The sequence below is a fragment of the Massilia sp. CCM 8734 genome, from assembly GCF_011682155.1.
GTDB classification, from domain to species: Bacteria; Pseudomonadota; Gammaproteobacteria; order Burkholderiales; family Burkholderiaceae_D; genus Telluria_A; species Telluria_A rubra.
Genome location: NZ_WHJI01000037.1, coordinates 68,464 through 84,291 on the forward strand (window position 1 = coordinate 68,464; position 15,828 = coordinate 84,291).

Genomic DNA, 15,828 nt, shown 5'->3' on the forward strand with positions numbered 1-15,828 from the left:
GCCTTAGCCTTCTTATTGAACGCGTCGTTCTATGGTGATTTGCTCGACTTCCACGCGCCGGTTCGGCTCCAGGCACTTGATCAAGTCGGCGCGCCGCTTGTCGTTGCAGCTTACCACCGGATTGGCCTCGCCCTTGCCGTAGGCTTTCAGGCGCGCGCCGTCGATGCCCTTGGCGACCAGGTAGTCGCGCACCGCGTTGGCGCGCCGCTCCGATAATTTGAGGTTGTATTTCTCCGATCCCAGCCGGTCGGCGTAGCCGGTGATGTCGACGTCGGTGATGCTCGGGTCGGCTAACAGCGCGGCGGCGATCTCGTCCAGGCGGGTCTGGGTCACGTTGAGGGTTGCGCTATTAAAGGCGAACAACTCGGTGGTCGCCAGCGTGACTTTTTCGAAGCGGGCCGGCGGCGGCGGCGGCGGCGGCGGTGCGACCGGTTCCGGCGGCGGCGTGGGTGCTGGCGGCGGCGTCAGCGCTGGTGGCGGGGCCGGCGGAACCGGTTTGTTGAAGGCGTAGTTGAAGCCGATCGTCAGGTATTTGTTGTTGCTGCGGTCGAAACCGAAGGCCTCGTCGCCGCGAAGGCGCCCGCGCACCGTGCGCAGGTCGGCCTGCATCGACCATTGGTCGCTCAGGCCCAGTTGAAAGCCGAGGCCGGCGGTCGCGTACGGCGAGGTCTTGCTGACCCGGCGCAGCGGATTGTCTACCCGGTCGCGCTCGGCGCCGACGCCGATCAGCAGGAAGGGGCGGAAATTCTGGCGCGACAGCATCAGCAGCACGTCCGCGCCCACCAGCGTCTGGCGATAGTTGGCCAGGCCTTCCTTGGCGCGCGCGTGGGTGACGCCCATCTGCACGTCCCACATCTCGGCAACGGGCTTGCCGATCTTGAGGCCGCCACCGTAGTCGCGCTCGTCGACACCGAAATCCTTGTCGGGCCTGAATGCATTGGCGCTGGGCTGGATGTACCACGAGGGGTTGATATCTTGCGCTAAGGCCAGTGACGCGCCGCACGCTAGTGCCGCCGCCAAGGCCGTCTTTCTCAATTTGCTCACAGGGAACTCCTATTCGATAGGTCAGTCGATTTGTCATCACTGAAATGCTGCAGTGTGACGTTCGACTTGAGATTAAGTGGGGGAGTTCAATGCAACCGTTCGATAGCGTACCGTGATAGTGAGCTTGTCTTTTTAATACAACAATTTGTGCGAGTACCAAGAAAAATCGCGCCGGACCAGGCGAACCTGGTGCGGCGCGAGATGTCGCGCAATAAATAGCCGGGGGCTATTAGTTGGTTTTTTCCGGTACGACGATCACGGTGTCGCCGCCGGTTTTGCCTTGGTCGCCTTTGGCGCCGTCAGCGCCTGGGGTGCCAGCCGCGCCAGCAGCGCCTGGGGTGCCGGTGGCACCCGAGTTGCCGTCGGTACCAGCAGCGCCGGTCGCGCCGGTAGCGCCAGCAGCGCCGGCCGGGCCAGGTACGGCGACTGGAACTTCAACGGTTGGGGTGACAACCGTTGCAGGTGGGTTAACAGTGGTTTTTTCGCATGCGGTCAGGCCGGCGATTGCCAGCAGTGCTGCCAGGATAGTCGTTTTCATGGTGGTTTCCTTTTATATGTGTCCGGTGCCGGCGGCAACCAGACTGAACGTCAGTGAAGTCATTGCACACACGAATTTGTGCGAACGAACCCAGAATACGGTCTTGTTTAGTTGGAATCTGTACGCCAACGCACACAGCAGGGTCTGTCAGCACAATTGCAACGATGAAAAGATGATCATAGGAAGTAAATTGTGCGAAATGTTCGATGGCGCACAGACCATCGCGGTCCGCACAGGCAATCTTGCACTCAGTTGTGCGGAACCGAATTATTGTCAGGCTGTCAAACGACATGTACCGGATCCGGACGAAATGAATCTCTTCTCATGGAGTACTCAACATGCATGCAACGACACAGCACCACAATGCGGCCCAAGGCGACATGACCACATTGCATACCAACGCCAATTCTTCGCTGATCGAGCGCGTCGCGCCCCAGCCGGCAGAGCGCGCCCCGATTTCGATGGCCCCGATCGAGCGTGTACGTTCGACCTCGGCCACCCAGCGTCGCATTGAAAATATGCAAAAGCTGATTGGCGAACTGTCGACCCACGAAATGCTGGCCGACGAAATCGCCTGGTTCCTCAAATTTTCGCCGTCCGGCGCGCGTAAGTACATCCGCGACCTGCGCGAAGCGGGCGTGATCGAACTGGCGCGCTATATCGAAGGCACCGCCACCTACCTGGGCAAGGCCGTGTACCAGATTTCGCCGGACCCGGAACGGGTCAAGGCCTTCCTGGCCGCGATCGTGCAGCCGAAACGCGAAGGCGCCGCACCGCGCAAGGAACGTCCGGGCCTGCGCGAGCAGAGCATGGCCGGCACCGGTCGTCACTTCCACATCCTGGCGGACGACACCCACTATGCCATTCGCGTCAATCGCAGCCCGGTGGCGCGCGATCCGCTGGTCGCCGCCTTGTTCGGCGCGGCGCCGTCGGCCAAAGACCAGGCGTGATGCTGGGCTGAGCGGCGCCCGCTGCGCCTGCGTCCGCCATCCGGTCGGACTGCGGGGCAGGGGCCGCTCGCACGCTGTAGCGTTAAATCTTCCAGGCAGGACCGGCGTAGCACGGTCCGCCCTTGGACCTTGCCGTTCCGCTTGTTATCCGTTTGTCCTTCACGCTTTCCGCTCCGGACGCGTGTGCTTCGGCACGTCCGCTGTTTTTCTGTCATCGTCCCCAATTGAAAACCCCCGAACCAGCCCCACTTGTGGCGGTGCGGGGATGTTCGCTCGTCCCACTTACTCACTAAAAGGAACGCCATGTTACCGACGCCACAATCGCTGGAAGGCCAGCCCGTACCGAATGTCACGTTCAAGGCCCGGCCCAACGACCAGTGGAAAGACATCACCACCGATGAACTGTTCAAGGGCAGGACCGTCGTCGTGTTTTCGCTGCCCGGCGCTTACACGCCCACCTGTTCCTCCACCCATTTGCCGCGCTATAACGAACTGGCGCCCGTGTTCAAGCAGAACGGCGTCGACGAGATCGTCTGCATCTCGGTCAATGATGCGTTTGTCATGAACGAGTGGAAAGTCGGCCAGGATGCCGGGAACATCACCGTGATCCCGGATGGCAATGGCGACTTCAGCGAGGGCATGGGCATGCTGGTCGACAAGCGCAACCTGGGCTTCGGCATGCGCTCGTGGCGCTATTCCATGCTGGTCAAGGATGGCGTCATCCAAAAGATGTTCATCGAGGCCGACAAGGAAGGCGACCCGTTCGAGGTGTCGGACGCTGAAACCATGCTGCGCCATGTCAATCCCGACGCGCAGGTTCCCGAGCCGGTCGTGGTGTTTTCCAAGCCCGGCTGCCCGCACTGCGCGCGCGCCAAGGCCACGCTCAAGGCGCATGGCCTGAAGTTCAACGAGATGTCGCAGGACCAGAAAATCAATGCCAGCGTGCTGCGCGCGGTGTCGGGCCAGTCGACCTGGCCGCAGGTCTTCATCGGCGGCAAGCTGATCGGTAACGCCGACGCCGTCGACGCTTACTTCGGCCTCGCCAAGGCGGCGTAAGCCACGCCGGCGCCGTCCGCTCCCGCGCCAACGCCGCGCGGGAGCTCGCCGAGGCGCGGCTCCCTCGTTTTCGTATCGCACCCGACAAGGACTAAGATGGAAGCGCTGCTCTGGACCACCGCCATCGTGGTGGCAATCGCGCTCGGCATGGGCTATCCCGGCTGGCGCCTCAAGCGCGCGCTGGCCCAGCCGTTCCCGCCCGCCTGGCTGGCTATCCTGGAACGCAATATCCCGATTTATCACCGCATGCAGCCCGAGCTGCAGGCGCAATTGCAGCGCCTGGTGCAGCAATTCCTGTTCCAGAAAAAATTCGTCGGCTGCGAAGGGCTGGCGATGGACGACGAGATCCGCGTCACCATCGCCGGCCAGGCTTGCCTGCTGCTGCTGAACCGCTTTACGCGCGTGTACCGCAAGCTGCACACCATCCTGGTCTACCCGAGCGCCTTCCTGGTGCCGCGCAACCATGCCGACGAAGCCGGCATCGTGCATCCGGCGCGCCAGGAACTGCTGGGCGAATCGTGGGTCGACGGCCGCGTCGTGTTGTCGTGGGACCACGTCCAGCGCGGCGCCGGCGACTGGACCGACGGCCAGAACGTGGTGCTGCACGAATTCGCGCACCAGCTCGACAGCGAATCGGGCAGCAACAACGGCGCCCCTTTCCTGGGCCATCCGGGCAGCTACCGTAACTGGTCCGAGGTGCTCTCGCGCGACTTCAACAACCTGCGCCACGAAGCCATGTTCCACCGCCAAAGCGTGCTCGACCACTATGGCGCGGTCAGTCCCGCCGAGTTTTTCGCGGTCGCCACCGAAACGTTTTTCGAAAAGCCATGGCAGATGGCCGAACGCCACGCCGAGCTGTACGAGCAGTTCCAGCAGTACTACCGGGTCGACCCGCGCGCCTGGCTCGAGCCGCCAGCGCCGGGACCGGAACCGGGACCGGAACCGGGACCGGAACCGGGAGCGGAGCCGCGCTTCGACGACCCCGAGCCGCCCGCCTCCTACGGCACGGTGTACGGCCAGTGGCGATGATGCTGGCGCGCTCATGAATACTGGGTCATAATCGCCTGAAGTACTTTCCCACGGGATCGAGATCATGGCGATGCAGTTCGAGGAATTTGAATCCTTCGCGTCCGACACGCCGGTGGCGGCGCGTGCGCCGGCCGCAGATGCCGCTTCGCCGCTGGTGCGCTTGCAGTACCTGATCGACAATACCCCGGCCATCATCTATTGCACCGTGCCCAGCGGTGACTTCAAGATGACTTTTGTCAGCAACAACGCCTACAACGTGCTCGGCTACCGGCCCGAGGACATGGTGGCCGATCCCAATTTCTGGTTCGATCATATTCATCCGGACGACGCGCCGGCGATCTTTTCCAGCCTGGCGCTGGTGTTCGTCGAAGGCCAGCGCGCCTATGAGTACCGCTTCCGCGCGGCCGACGGGGCTTACCTGTGGATGCACGACACCCTGCGCCTGATCCGCGACGAGCAGGGCGCGCCGCTCGAAGTGATCGGCTCGCTGACCGATATCACGATCCGCAAGACCATGGAAGAGGCGCTCTACAGCAAGGGCCAGGAACAGCAGTTGCTGATCGGGCGCTTGCAGGAAGCGCAGAACCAGTTGCTGCAATCGGAAAAAATGGCCTCGATCGGCCAGCTGGCGGCCGGTATTGCGCACGAGATCAACAACCCGGTCGGTTTCGTCAATTCGAATATGGGGACGTTGCAGAAATACGTGGCGACCCTGTTCGGGGTGGTGCGCGAGTACGATGCCGCGATTGCCGGACACAGCCCGCCGCCGGCCCTGGCCAGCCGCATTGCCCAGATCGGCAAAAGCGCGGACCTGGCATTCCTGCAGGATGATGCGACCGACCTGATCCGCGAGTCGATGGACGGCCTCAAGCGGGTCAAGGATATCGTGCAGGCGCTCAAGGATTTTTCGCATGTGGGCGAGAACGAGTGGCAGGTAGCCGACCTGCATCATGGGCTCGACAGCACCTTGAATATCGTGTCGAACGAGATCAAGTACAAGGCCACGGTGGACAAGCAGTACGGGCAAATTCCGCAGGTCACTTGCCTGGCGTCGCAGCTGAATCAGGTGTTCATGAATCTGCTGGTCAATGCCGGGCACGCGATCAAGGAAAAAGGCGTGATCACGATCCGCACCGGGGCCGAGGATGGCTGGGTGTGGGTGGCCATTAGCGACACTGGTTGCGGCATCGCGCAGGAACATGTGAACCGGATCTTCGAGCCGTTTTTTACCACCAAGCCGGTGGGCAGCGGGACCGGGCTGGGCTTGTCGCTGTCGTACGGGATCGTGAACAAGCACGGGGGACGCATCGACGTGGCGTCCACGCCGGGGAAGGGGACCACGTTTACGGTGCGCTTGCCGGTGCTGCCGCCGGGGGCGGGCGCGAAGGGGTAGCGAGCGGCAATGCGCGCTGACCGTTGCGCCGTCGTTCCCGCCAGGGGCCGCCGGGGCCGGCAACGACCGAGGCGGGCTGACCCTTGCCCACCTACATGATAATCTCGCCGTTCGGCCCCCAGTTCACCTTCAGCAGTCCCGGTTCCTCTTCCTCCATCTTGCGGATCGCCAGTTCTTCGCGGCTCAAGGTGCCGTCGTGTACCCGCTGCCGGTCCGCCAGCTGATGCTGTTCGTGCAGCGTATCGCGGTATTCCAGCGCGAGCCGGATATTTTCGCGCAAATCGCCCACCTGCCACGGCTTTGGAATGAAACGGAACACCTGCGCCTCGTTAATCGCGCTCATCACCGTCTCGAACTCGGTCGAGGCCGACAAAATCATGCGCACCGTGTCGGGCGCCACTTCCATGATCGCGTGCAAAAACTCCACGCCCGTCATCTGCGGCATCCTGTAATCCGAAATGACCAGGTCGAACGTAACCTCGGCGCAGCGCGTGAGCGCATCGAACGGATCGCTGAAGGTCTCGATCTGCAAGTCGGGAATCTCGATGTGCTGGCGGATCGCCCGCACCAGCGCATTGAGCACGTTGATTTCATCGTCAACCAATAATATGCGGCGCATGTCAAGCCTCCTTCACCGGCAAAGGCCACACCCAGATATTCAGGCGGACCTCGTTCTTGTTTTCAAAATCCTGGACTTGCTGGATCAGGCGTTCGTCCAACACGTGGTCGGCCGAGAGCAGCATCAAGCCCTCCGGACTGACCAGGTCGCGCGACAAGGTCATGCCAGGCGCCAGGTACTTGGCCATGGTGGCCAGGTCTTTGATTTTTTCAATCTTGTCGCCATCCATCAGCGCCCGGAACGCCGCCACCACGTGCGGATCGTAGCGCTTGCCCACGGCGTCGTAGATGATCTGCTTGGCGTCGGGCGCCAGCACGCGGCGCTGGATCAGCGCGCCGATCTGCAAATTGTCGTAGTCGGACGCCAGCGCCAGGATGCGCGCGCCGAGCGGAATCAAGGGGCCGGCCACGCCGTCCGGAAAACCGGCGCCGTCGAAGCGCTCCATCTGCGCGCGCAACACGGTCGCCACGCCCTGCAAGTCGTCGAGCGGCATCAAGAGTTGTTCGGCGCGCAGCGGATGCTTGCGGAACACGCCCAGCATGTCGCCCGCCAGCAAATTGACCGGCGTGGCCAGCAAGTCGTCCGTAAAGCCGATCTTGCCGATATCGTGCAGCAGCGCGGCGATGAACACTTCCTGGGTCGCGTTCGCATCGAGCCCGAGCTTGACGGCGAGGCGCCGCGCCAGGTCCGCCACGCGGCGCGAATGCCCGGCCAGGTTGCCGCCGCGCATTTCGATCATGCTCGACAGGATCTTGATCGTCGTGATGAAATTGCTCTTGAGCTTTTTGTTGGTCTCAAGGATGGTGTCGCGCGAGTTGCGCAACTCTTCGGTGCGGATCTCGACCTTCGCTTCCAGGCTCTGGTTGAGGGTTTTCAATTCCTCGTTCTGGCGCGCGGTCAACACTTCCAGGCGCTCTTTTTCCTGCTCCAGCGCATGGCGCTCGAGCGCGTGGCGCACCACCAGCAAAATATCGGTGTCGTCCCACGGCTTGGTGATGTAGCGGTAGATTTCGCCGCGGTTGATCGCCGCCAGGATCGAGGACACGTCCGAATAGCCGGTCAGCAGCAGGCGCAAGGTGGACGGCCAGCGCTGGCGCACGTGCTCCAGGAAGCGGGCGCCGTCCATTTCGGGCATGCGCATGTCGGAAATGACCAGGTCGACTTTTTCCTGTTCCAGGATGGCCAGGCCGGCCGCGCCGCCGTCGGCCACCAGCACCCGGTAGCCCTCCGGGCGGAACAGCCGGCGCAGCGCCGACAGGATGTTCGGTTCGTCGTCAACGCACAGCACGGTGGCCGGGGGTGGGGCGGTATCGTCGGTCAGGCTGTCTGTCATGGGCTGCTCTCCTCGCTTGTGCTTCTCTGGTGCACCGGCAGCACGATGCGGAACGTGGTGCCACGTCCGATCTCGCTGTCGACATCGATGCTGCCACGGTGTTTTTGGATGATGCCATAGGCCAGGGACAGGCCCAGGCCGGTTCCCTTGCCCACCGCCTTGGTGGTGAAAAAGGGGTCGAAGATGCGCGACAGGTTTTCGCGTGGGATGCCGCTGCCGTTATCGGCAATCTCGATCCACACTTGTTCGGCGGCGGCGCCGGATTCGCCCAGGGTGCCGCTGCGCAGCGTAATCGTGCCGCGCCGCTCGCTCATCGCGTGCGCCGCGTTGACCACCAGGTTCATGATGACCTGGTTGATCTGGGACGGCAGGCATTCGATGTCGGGAATGGCGCCATACTGCTTGACCACGTCGGCCTTGTACTTGACCTCGTTGGAGACGATGTTCAGGGTCGAATCGATGCCGCCGTGCACATTGGCCCAGACCCAGTCCTGGTTGGCGTCGACCCGCGAAAAATCCTTGAGGTCCTGCACGATGTGGCGCACGCGCACGATGCCTTCTTTCGATTCGCTCATCAGCACCGGAATGTCTTCGCGCAAAAAATCGAGGTCGAGCGTCTTGCGCATGGCGGCCAGGCGCGCCGCCGTTTCCGGGCTGGCCTGGCTTTCCGCCTCCTGATACACATGCAACATGTCGAACAACTGGTCGAGGTAGCTTTGCAGGGTGCCGAAATTGGAGAAGATATAGCCGATCGGATTGTTGATTTCGTGCGCCACGCCGGCCGCCAGTTGCCCGATCGAGGCCAGCTTTTCCGACTGCACCAGCTGCTCCTGGGCCATCGACAGTTTGGCGTTCAGTTCGGTCAGGGCCAGGTGCTTGGCGCGCAGCTCGGCGTCGGCGATCTGGCGCTGGCGCAGGTCGTCTTCGAGCCGTTCGTTCGCTTCGGCCAGCTGGGCGGTGCGCTTTTCGATCAGGTGTTCGAGGTTGTCGTGGGCGCGCCGCAGGGCGTTTTCGGCGACCCGCCGCTCGGTCACGTCGCGCATGGTTTCGATCGCGCCGACCACCTGGCCGGAGGTGTCGCGCAGGGGTGCGGCGGTGAAGTGCAGCCAGTGCCCGCCGACGCCCAGGTTTTCGAAAAAGCCTTCGGTCTCATAGGCGCCGGGAATCAGGGCCGACTGGCGGTGCGCGCCGAGGCCATCGCCGTCGCCCGAGACGATCATGTCCGACAGCATCTGCCGCTCGTGGGCGTAAAACGCCACGCCGTGATTGCGCGTGCCGATCATCGCTTCCGTGCTCCAGCCGAGCAGGTGCTCGCAAGCCTTGTTCCAGTGCGTGATGGTGTGATCGCGGTCGATCACGAAAGTGGCCACCGGGTGCCCGTCGAGCAGGGCCGACAGGGCGACGGCGCTGCCGTCGTCGGCGCCGGGAGGGCAGTTAGAGAACGCTTGTTCGCGGTTGGGCATCTGGATCGGTCTCCATGGCGTTCATTGCCTTAGCTGACGAGAATTTTGCACATGTCGACAAAGGTCGACTCGGTATCGCGGAACAGCTTGGCGCAGTCGGCTTCGCTCAGCGCCAGGCTCACCCACAGCGCCTGCGACATCGGCGGCGTCAGGTCGTCTTCCTCGCCGGTCAGGTCCAGCGCGGTGGCGAAGATATTGGCGGCGTGCACCAGCAGCGCCAAAGTCGGCTTGCCGCCGGCGTCGATCTGGTGGTGCTTGGCCACCGCCTCCTGCATGTCGGCCGGGAACTTCCAGTAAGCGGCCAGGGCGGCCCCGGCGGCGGCGTGGTCGATCCCGATCACGGCGCGCTCGGCGTCGATGATGTAGCAATCGTGCTCCTTGCGGTAGGCCAGCATGGCGGCGTGTTCGGCCGGGAAGCGGGTGGCCAGCACCAAAGTGCCGATATCGTGCAGCAGGCCGGCCGTGAAGGCGGTGTCGGGATTGAGTTTCAGGTGCACCGCCAGCAGCTTGGCGCACACGGCGGTGGCCACCGAGTGGCGCCAGAAGGCCTGGAAGTTGACGCCGCCGGCCGCGTTCGACGGGAAGCTGCCGGTCACCGCGCACGCCGTCACCAGGGTGCGGATGCTGTGAAAGCCGAGCACCGCGATGGCCTGGTGGATGGTGGTCACCTTGGACGACATGCCGTAGAACGAGGAGTTGGCCAGGCGCAGGGTCTTGGCCGTCAACGACTGGTCGAGCGCGATCTTGCCGCCCAGGACGTGCACATCGATGTCTTCCTGGTCCATGGAGGAGAGCAGTTCGACCACCACCGCCGACAGCGAGGGCAGGTCGCGGATCCGCTTGACGACGTCGTCGATCGAGGTGTTCAGCGCCGCGCTCATCCTGCGCTCCTGCGGTAGGCCAGCAGGCGTTCGAGCAGCATCGCGCTGGCGCCCCCGGAGGCGCCGTTCAGGCAGCGCCGGAACAGGTGCTCGAGGCGCGCGCACTGGCGTTCGCGTTCGGCCTGCAAGGCGGCCGCGTCGAGCGCCGCGTCGGCCGCGTTCATGCTGCCTACCACCTGCAACTGTTCGATGCCGCGCCGCCGCAGCGACGCCAGCGCCGCCGCGCCCAGGGTGGCGCCGGCCGGCAGCAGCACGGCGCCGCCGGCGTCGCGCAGGTCGCACGCCAGCACCATGCCCTCGATGGCGTCGTCGATCCCGATGGTGTCTTCAACTGGCATCATACCGTTTCCTCGCAAGCGCTAATGGTGATCAGGCTGCCGCGCGACTGCGAGTTCGCGCCCATGGGATGGGCCACCACCTGGAAGCAGCGCCCGCCGATGTAGACCTGGTGGCTGCCGCTTGGGGCCAGGCCGTCGGGAAACAGTTCAGGAAGCACAATCTGCGCCTCATTGCCGAGTATCGCACCATTCTGGCGGAACACGCGCTCGGCAGCGTTGTTCACGAACGCCACCATGCCCTCGTCGTCGAGGCCGATCACCGCCAGCGGCACGAACTGCAGCAGTTCGCGCGCCACGTTCAGGCTGATTTCGTCGCGCGTGATCTGTTGCTGCTTCAGGCGCAGCACGTCTTCCATGCGCCGGTTGGCCGCCGCCAGTTCGTGGTTGGCGGTGCGCAATTCCAAGTGCAGGCGATCGTTGTCGTCGGCGATTTCCTTCAGGCGGAACGCCTCGGCGATGTGGGTGCGCAGTTGCTCGTCGTCCCACGGTTTGGTCAGGAACTTGAAGATGGCGCCCTCGTTGACGGCGTCGGTCACCGATTGCAGCTCGGTGTAACCGGAGAGCATGATGCGGATCGTGTCCGGATACAGGTTTTTGGCCGCGCGCAAAAAATCGGCGCCGATCATGCCTGGCATGCGCTGGTCCGACACGATCACGTCGACCGCGTTGGCGGCCAGTACATCGAGTCCTTCCTGGCCGCTGTTGGCCGACAGGATCTGGTAGCCGTCGCGCCGCAGCAGGCGTTTCAGGGCCGAGACGATATTCTGCTCGTCGTCGACCAGCAGCAAGGTGCGCGGCAGCTTCTGGATGCGCAGCAGGTGCGGCGGCACCGCGTGGCCGGAGGCCAGCAGGCTGGCCACGTGGTCGCGGTCGCACGGCTTGCCGAAAAAATAGCCCTGGATCTGGTCGCACATATTGCGCCGTAAAAAATCGCACTGGGCTTCCGTTTCCACGCCTTCGGCCGCCACTTCGATGCCCAGGTGGTGCGCCATCGAGATGATGGTCTTGACCAGGGCTGCATCGTCGGCGCCGGTGACGATATTGCCGGTCAGGCCGCAGTCGATCTTGACCAGGTCGAGCGGGAAACGCTTGAGGTAGTTCAGCGAGGAGTAGCCGGTGCCGAAGTCGTCCAGGGTCAGGCCGACCCCCAGCGCTTTGAGCTGGGCCAGGGTGGCGTCGCTCGCTTGCGGGTCCTGCATCAGGGCCGCCTCGGTGATTTCGAGCGAAATCTGGAGCGGCGGCAGGCCCGATTGCGCCAGCGCGTCGGCCACCGCCTCGGGCAGGGCGACGTCGCGAAATTGCTTGGGCGAGATGTTGATCGCCACCCGCACCGGCGGCAGGCCGGCCGCGCGCCAGGCCACCATGTCCTCGACCGCGCGGCGCAGGCTCCAGTAGCCGAGCGCGACGGTCAGCCCGGCCGCTTCGGCCAGCGGGATGAAGCGCCCGGCGGGAATCAAGCCCATTACCGGGTGCTGCCAGCGCACCAGCGCCTCCAGCGCGCAGATGGCGCCCTGCTGCAGGTCGGCCATGGGCTGGTATTGCAGCTGCAGCTGGCCTTCGGTCAGGGCCACGCGCAACGCCGCTTCCATCTGGGCGCGCTCGGTGGTGCGCTGGTTCATCTCGGGCGCGAAAAATTGCAACTGGTTGCCGCCCAGGTCGCGCGCGTGCGACAGCGCCATGTCGGCGTAGCGCAACAGGGTCACGCCATCGCCGGCATCTTGCGGATAGCGGGCGATGCCGATGCTGCACCCGGCATGCAGGCTCTGGCCGATCACCGGGAAGGGCGCGCCGATCACGCGCACGATGTGCTCGCACACGGCATGCACCTGGGCGCTGTCGGTCACGTCGGCCAGCACCAGCACGAACTCGTTGCCGCCGTGGCGCGACAGGGTGTCCTGCGGGCGCATGCAGCCTTGCACCCGCATCGCCACGCTGATCAGGAGCTGGTCGCCGGCCACGTAGCCCAGGCTCTCATTGACCAGGTTGAAGCCATCGAGAGCCAGGCACAGCACGGCGACCCCGCCGGCGCGGCTGTGCGCCTGCGTCATGGCCGCTTGCAGGCGCTCGTTGAACAGGGCGCGGTTGGCCAGGCCGGTCAGGGCGTCGTGGCTCGACAGGTGAGCCAGCAGGGCCTGCTGCTCTTGCAGCTCGGTGACATCCTCGACGATGCAGAGCAGCTGGGGCGCAAGAGCGGCGGAGGCCGCTGGCGCCACGCTGATGGTCCAGCGGCACCACGGCGCGCTGGCGCTGGCGCGCAGCAGCAGGGTGTGGGTCGCGCCCGCGCCGGCCACCGCATGCAGGGCAACGGCCAGGGAATTGTCGGGCTGGGCTTCGCCTGGCGCGTCGCCCAGCGCCAGCGCGCTGGTGCCGATCAACTCGGCGTCGGTGCGGCGCTGCAGGCGGCAAAAGGCCGGGTTGACGGCGAGGATGGGGAACGCGGCCTCGCCGGCGCCGACCAGCAGCACGCCGTTGGCGCAGGCGTCCCAGGCTGCCTCAGCGGCGCCGGGAAGCGGTCGGGGGGGATGCGCGGTATCCAATTCCATCAGCGTCTTTCAATAAAGAATGCGATTGTGCTGGCCGTGCCGGCGCCGCCGCGCAAGCGGCAGGCCTTCGTTTTATTATACGGAGAAATATTTATAGAGCGGAAGGGAAGATTTCTTTTTGTTGCTCTGTGGCCTTAGGTGCGTTTGCGTACAGAGTAAAAAGGATGGACGGTGCATGCTGGGCCATCATTAATGCAGGAGGAGTTAGCATGTCTACAATCGTTGCAGGTCACTTTCAGCTTCAGGACGAAGTTGACAACGCGCGTCGCGAGCTGGTACGCGCCGGTTTTCCAGAGGACCGCATCTCGGCCTTTTTCCTGAACCAGCCGGGCCAGCATGACCAGACCGCGATCGGCGGCGACCATATGCAGTCGCCGGGCGCCAAGGAAACCCCGGAGGGCGTGGTGGCGGGCGCGGCCACCGGCGGCGCCATCGGTGTGGCGATCGGCGCGGCCACCTCGGTCGTGACCGGTCCGGCCGGCCCGATTGTCGGCGGCCTGGTCGGGGCGCACGTGGGTTCGCTGTTCAGCTTGTCGAAGATGAAGGATGCCGGCGAGAAGGAAGAGGGCAGCAATGCCAACCGCTACGAGCCGCGCCAGTCGGGCATGTTGATTGCGGTGGCGGCCGACCAGCCGGCCGACGAAACGCGTGCCATCGAGGTGCTGCGCGGTTTGGGCTCGCACCATATCGAGCGCGCCAAGGGCACCATCGAAGGTGGCGACTGGACCGATTTCGATCCGCTCAGTATTCCGGTGCTGGTACAGTAAACTGCTTGCCCGGCGACGCTCGATGCAGCGTCCTTCATGCGCCGCCCTCGCCTTTGCGCCGGGCGGCGCGTTTGCGTTTTGATACCTGTTTCATCGCGCCTGCAACAACCCTCAGATATCGCTTCGCATGAGCGGCTTTTTGGGTATTATGCTCTTTACATAGTGCATCCACGTACCAGTCCAGCCGGGGCATCCGCGCCGGGGACTGCGTGCCTCCGGGAGGACGCGACCATGACTCAAGCCTGGCTCACCCTGACGAGCATGGACGGACGCGACATCGCCGCGCCCACCGAGGCGCAGCTGGCCGCGGTCCTCGCCGAGCTGTACGCGCCGCTGCGCCTGGTAAAGGGCAAAGGCAAGGGCAAGGGCAAGGCCAGTAGCGCGCCCGCTGCCGCGCCCGAACCGGCCAGCGCGGCTTTGCGCTTCGGCTACGACGATGGCCTCATGTATGTGATCGAAGTGAGCAGCGGCGGCCATATCCGTTTCGAAGAATGGTCCGACCGCGACTGCGAACTGGCGCTCGCGCCGCCGCGCCGGATGAGCGCCGACCTGCCCCTGGCCCAGCAACTGTGGGCCTTGATGGCGCGCCGCCAGGTCTCGCGCATCCGCGAACTCGACTGGCACTGAGACGCTGTCCGGGCGCCTGGCACCCTGTTTCGGTATATCGCCCGTGCCCTACTTGAGCAACCGGCTCCTGCTATCGACCGGATTGATTCTTATAGCAGGGGCCAGCACCAGATTTCGACAGCGTCCAGATAGCAGCTCATCGCGCAAACATGGAAGCCGTGGCCATCTGGCTCAATCATATCGATGTGGCCGCCGTTCGCTCCGCCCGCACCGTGGATTCTGAAAAACGAGACTACTCCGCTTCGATTGGCGATGCCGTGGCGCGCAGCGTCCCGGTTTTTGTAGACTTCCGGGGCACCCCACAAACGTTTAAGGATGTGCGAAAGCTTGGCTTGTCCTGGCTCGACCGACTTGCCCCTCAGTGGTCCACTTTTGATGGTCAGCCGGCCTGGAATGACGACGTTTGCGCCCGCCAATCCGACACTCATGCGTATCGCGCACGTATCCATAAACGCGGGATTGTTCTTTAAGTCAGGCCAGCCCAGTTGCTCGTACAGATTGTCGCGAATAAATTCGCTTTGGCGCGGATAACCGCTTTATACAGCGGCGAAACTTGGCTTCATGACTTGCCTCCGTTTGGCTTACAAGGATAGAGACGGGACAGGGTTTCCAGCACCAGGACGGCAGCGTTCGTCCTTCGCCGATCAGCGCTTAATTGAGCGATGGCCTGGACGACGTCGATATGAATTTCGTGCGGTGGCGCATTGCGCGGATCGCACCAACGCTCGCCTTCCGTCAAATCCTTGACGCCATCCATATAGCCCCTGGCCGTTTCCCGATCGACGTAGGCGTCGCCTTTTGGCGTGGCATGACGCTGCGACGGGTCGCCAAGGTATTGTCGGATCAGCTTGTCACCGCTGATAGCGGTGCTGAGCGGCGCTCCATGGGACATCAAAGGAAGCGAAAGCGCCGTGATCAGGAAGATTGTCTTCATGTCGCCGCCTTCTGACCGGCCAGCCTGTCTTGACAGGCGCCCGATGCCAGCAGCGTCAGTGCCGCTGGTGAAGTCGGACGGGTGGGCAGAAAGCAAATACGCTGCTTTAACTTCTCATAGCCGATCAATATTGCGACTATGCGTTGAAATCGAGGATAGTCCTTGCTTGTCATTTCATCTCCGTAACTAGCCTGAATGTTTCATGAACTGCCAGTGCGTTGCTGGCTGGACGATACGAAACCTCGTCGGCAGTGTTTTCGATGGTCGCGGGTAATGGATGCCCTACCCGATTGAACGGGGCATCGAATGGAGC

Annotated in this window: 17 protein-coding genes; 6 read left to right on the forward strand and 11 right to left on the reverse strand. The window is 63.7% G+C overall.

From position 1 onward, the window contains the following. Nucleotides 1–12 precede the first annotated feature (12 nt). Both F2P46_RS27055 and F2P46_RS27060 read right to left on the reverse strand, forming a co-directional pair. A complete protein-coding gene (locus F2P46_RS27055) occupies nucleotides 13–1,044 on the reverse strand; it encodes an OmpA family protein (protein ID WP_166896083.1) in 1,032 nt (343 codons plus the stop codon). Nucleotides 1,045–1,273: 229 nt separating this feature from the next. After that, complete coding sequence (locus tag F2P46_RS27060; RefSeq protein ID WP_166896085.1) at nucleotides 1,274–1,582, reverse strand: collagen-like protein; 309 nt, start codon at nucleotides 1,580–1,582, stop codon at nucleotides 1,274–1,276. A gap of 338 nt (nucleotides 1,583–1,920) precedes the next feature. On the opposite strand from F2P46_RS27060, the gene F2P46_RS27065 reads away from it, so the two are divergent. The 4 genes from F2P46_RS27065 to F2P46_RS27080 all read left to right on the forward strand — a co-directional run bounded on the left by F2P46_RS27065 (nucleotide 1,921) and on the right by F2P46_RS27080 (nucleotide 6,010). After that, the gene (locus tag F2P46_RS27065; protein ID WP_229509476.1) at nucleotides 1,921–2,532 is read left to right on the forward strand and encodes a winged helix-turn-helix domain-containing protein; all 612 of its coding nucleotides are present in this window, start codon (nucleotides 1,921–1,923) and stop codon (nucleotides 2,530–2,532) included. Nucleotides 2,533–2,835: 303 nt separating this feature from the next. After that, on the forward strand, nucleotides 2,836–3,588 hold the full coding sequence (locus F2P46_RS27070) for a glutathione peroxidase (protein WP_166896087.1): 753 nt from the start codon (nucleotides 2,836–2,838) through the stop codon (nucleotides 3,586–3,588). Nucleotides 3,589–3,684: 96 nt separating this feature from the next. After that, nucleotides 3,685–4,617 (forward strand): zinc-dependent peptidase, encoded by a 933-nt coding sequence (locus F2P46_RS27075; RefSeq protein WP_166896089.1) that lies wholly within the window; start codon nucleotides 3,685–3,687, stop codon nucleotides 4,615–4,617. Between the two features lie 70 nt (nucleotides 4,618–4,687). Further along, entirely contained in the window at nucleotides 4,688–6,010 is a 1,323-nt protein-coding gene (locus F2P46_RS27080; RefSeq protein WP_166896124.1) for an ATP-binding protein, read from the forward strand. Nucleotides 6,011–6,101: 91 nt separating this feature from the next. Here the strand turns inward: F2P46_RS27080 and F2P46_RS27085 are convergent, their stop codons facing one another. Genes F2P46_RS27085 through F2P46_RS27110 form a run of 6 tightly spaced genes read right to left on the reverse strand, consistent with a single transcriptional unit; the run spans nucleotide 6,102 to nucleotide 13,187 of the window. Beyond that, nucleotides 6,102–6,629, reverse strand: coding sequence for a response regulator (locus tag F2P46_RS27085; RefSeq protein WP_166896091.1), 528 nt, complete (start codon nucleotides 6,627–6,629; stop codon nucleotides 6,102–6,104). Nucleotide 6,630: 1 nt separating this feature from the next. Then, nucleotides 6,631–7,962: an HD domain-containing phosphohydrolase gene (locus F2P46_RS27090; protein ID WP_166896093.1), complete on the reverse strand. Its 1,332-nt coding sequence runs from the start codon at nucleotides 7,960–7,962 to the stop codon at nucleotides 6,631–6,633. After that, complete coding sequence (locus F2P46_RS27095; protein WP_166896095.1) at nucleotides 7,959–9,425, reverse strand: ATP-binding protein; 1,467 nt, start codon at nucleotides 9,423–9,425, stop codon at nucleotides 7,959–7,961. Before F2P46_RS27095 ends, F2P46_RS27090 begins: the two co-directional genes overlap by 4 nt. A 29-nt stretch (nucleotides 9,426–9,454) precedes the next feature. Then, nucleotides 9,455–10,306, reverse strand: coding sequence for an HDOD domain-containing protein (locus F2P46_RS27100; protein ID WP_166896097.1), 852 nt, complete (start codon nucleotides 10,304–10,306; stop codon nucleotides 9,455–9,457). Further along, a complete protein-coding gene (locus F2P46_RS27105; RefSeq protein WP_166896099.1) occupies nucleotides 10,303–10,647 on the reverse strand; it encodes a hypothetical protein in 345 nt (114 codons plus the stop codon). Before F2P46_RS27105 ends, F2P46_RS27100 begins: the two co-directional genes overlap by 4 nt. After that, nucleotides 10,644–13,187: an EAL domain-containing protein gene (locus F2P46_RS27110; RefSeq protein ID WP_166896101.1), complete on the reverse strand. Its 2,544-nt coding sequence runs from the start codon at nucleotides 13,185–13,187 to the stop codon at nucleotides 10,644–10,646. The genes F2P46_RS27105 and F2P46_RS27110 overlap by 4 nt, the downstream gene beginning before the upstream one ends. Nucleotides 13,188–13,396: 209 nt before the next feature. On the opposite strand from F2P46_RS27110, the gene F2P46_RS27115 reads away from it, so the two are divergent. Then, a complete protein-coding gene (locus F2P46_RS27115; RefSeq protein WP_166896103.1) occupies nucleotides 13,397–13,954 on the forward strand; it encodes a hypothetical protein in 558 nt (185 codons plus the stop codon). 231 nt (nucleotides 13,955–14,185) lie between these two features. Next, nucleotides 14,186–14,581, forward strand: a complete 396-nt coding sequence (locus tag F2P46_RS27120) for a hypothetical protein (RefSeq protein ID WP_166896105.1) — start codon at nucleotides 14,186–14,188, stop codon at nucleotides 14,579–14,581. An 89-nt stretch (nucleotides 14,582–14,670) separates the two neighbouring features. Here F2P46_RS27120 and F2P46_RS38875 read toward each other — a convergent pair whose 3' ends face one another. The 3 genes from F2P46_RS38875 to F2P46_RS27135 form a co-directional block, all read right to left on the reverse strand. Then, nucleotides 14,671–15,030: a T6SS effector amidase Tae4 family protein gene (locus F2P46_RS38875; RefSeq protein WP_368737963.1), complete on the reverse strand. Its 360-nt coding sequence runs from the start codon at nucleotides 15,028–15,030 to the stop codon at nucleotides 14,671–14,673. A gap of 110 nt (nucleotides 15,031–15,140) precedes the next feature. Then, entirely contained in the window at nucleotides 15,141–15,515 is a 375-nt protein-coding gene (locus tag F2P46_RS27130; protein WP_166896108.1) for a Rap1a/Tai family immunity protein, read from the reverse strand. Next, entirely contained in the window at nucleotides 15,512–15,688 is a 177-nt protein-coding gene (locus F2P46_RS27135; RefSeq protein ID WP_166896110.1) for a hypothetical protein, read from the reverse strand. The genes F2P46_RS27130 and F2P46_RS27135 overlap by 4 nt, the downstream gene beginning before the upstream one ends. Between the last annotated feature and the right edge of the window lie 140 nt (nucleotides 15,689–15,828).

Excerpts from the sequence above, each read along its gene's own strand:
- F2P46_RS27075 (WP_166896089.1), top strand. The coding sequence starts at position 3,685 with ATGGAAGCGCTGCTCTGGACCACCGCCATCGTGGTGGCAATCGCGCTC.
- F2P46_RS27095 (WP_166896095.1), bottom strand. The coding sequence starts at position 9,425 with ATGCCCAACCGCGAACAAGCGTTCTCTAACTGCCCTCCCGGCGCCGAC.
- F2P46_RS27135 (WP_166896110.1), bottom strand. The coding sequence starts at position 15,688 with ATGACAAGCAAGGACTATCCTCGATTTCAACGCATAGTCGCAATATTG.
- F2P46_RS27105 (WP_166896099.1), bottom strand. The coding sequence starts at position 10,647 with ATGATGCCAGTTGAAGACACCATCGGGATCGACGACGCCATCGAGGGC.
- F2P46_RS27130 (WP_166896108.1), bottom strand. The coding sequence starts at position 15,515 with ATGAAGACAATCTTCCTGATCACGGCGCTTTCGCTTCCTTTGATGTCC.
- F2P46_RS27070 (WP_166896087.1), top strand. The coding sequence starts at position 2,836 with ATGTTACCGACGCCACAATCGCTGGAAGGCCAGCCCGTACCGAATGTC.
- F2P46_RS38875 (WP_368737963.1), bottom strand. The coding sequence starts at position 15,030 with ATGGATACGTGCGCGATACGCATGAGTGTCGGATTGGCGGGCGCAAAC.
- F2P46_RS27065 (WP_229509476.1), top strand. The coding sequence starts at position 1,921 with ATGCATGCAACGACACAGCACCACAATGCGGCCCAAGGCGACATGACC.
- F2P46_RS27080 (WP_166896124.1), top strand. The coding sequence starts at position 4,688 with ATGCAGTTCGAGGAATTTGAATCCTTCGCGTCCGACACGCCGGTGGCG.
- F2P46_RS27120 (WP_166896105.1), top strand. The coding sequence starts at position 14,186 with ATGACTCAAGCCTGGCTCACCCTGACGAGCATGGACGGACGCGACATC.
- F2P46_RS27110 (WP_166896101.1), bottom strand. The coding sequence starts at position 13,187 with ATGGAATTGGATACCGCGCATCCCCCCCGACCGCTTCCCGGCGCCGCT.
- F2P46_RS27060 (WP_166896085.1), bottom strand. The coding sequence starts at position 1,582 with ATGAAAACGACTATCCTGGCAGCACTGCTGGCAATCGCCGGCCTGACC.
- F2P46_RS27085 (WP_166896091.1), bottom strand. The coding sequence starts at position 6,629 with ATGCGCCGCATATTATTGGTTGACGATGAAATCAACGTGCTCAATGCG.
- F2P46_RS27090 (WP_166896093.1), bottom strand. The coding sequence starts at position 7,962 with ATGACAGACAGCCTGACCGACGATACCGCCCCACCCCCGGCCACCGTG.
- F2P46_RS27115 (WP_166896103.1), top strand. The coding sequence starts at position 13,397 with ATGTCTACAATCGTTGCAGGTCACTTTCAGCTTCAGGACGAAGTTGAC.
- F2P46_RS27100 (WP_166896097.1), bottom strand. The coding sequence starts at position 10,306 with ATGAGCGCGGCGCTGAACACCTCGATCGACGACGTCGTCAAGCGGATC.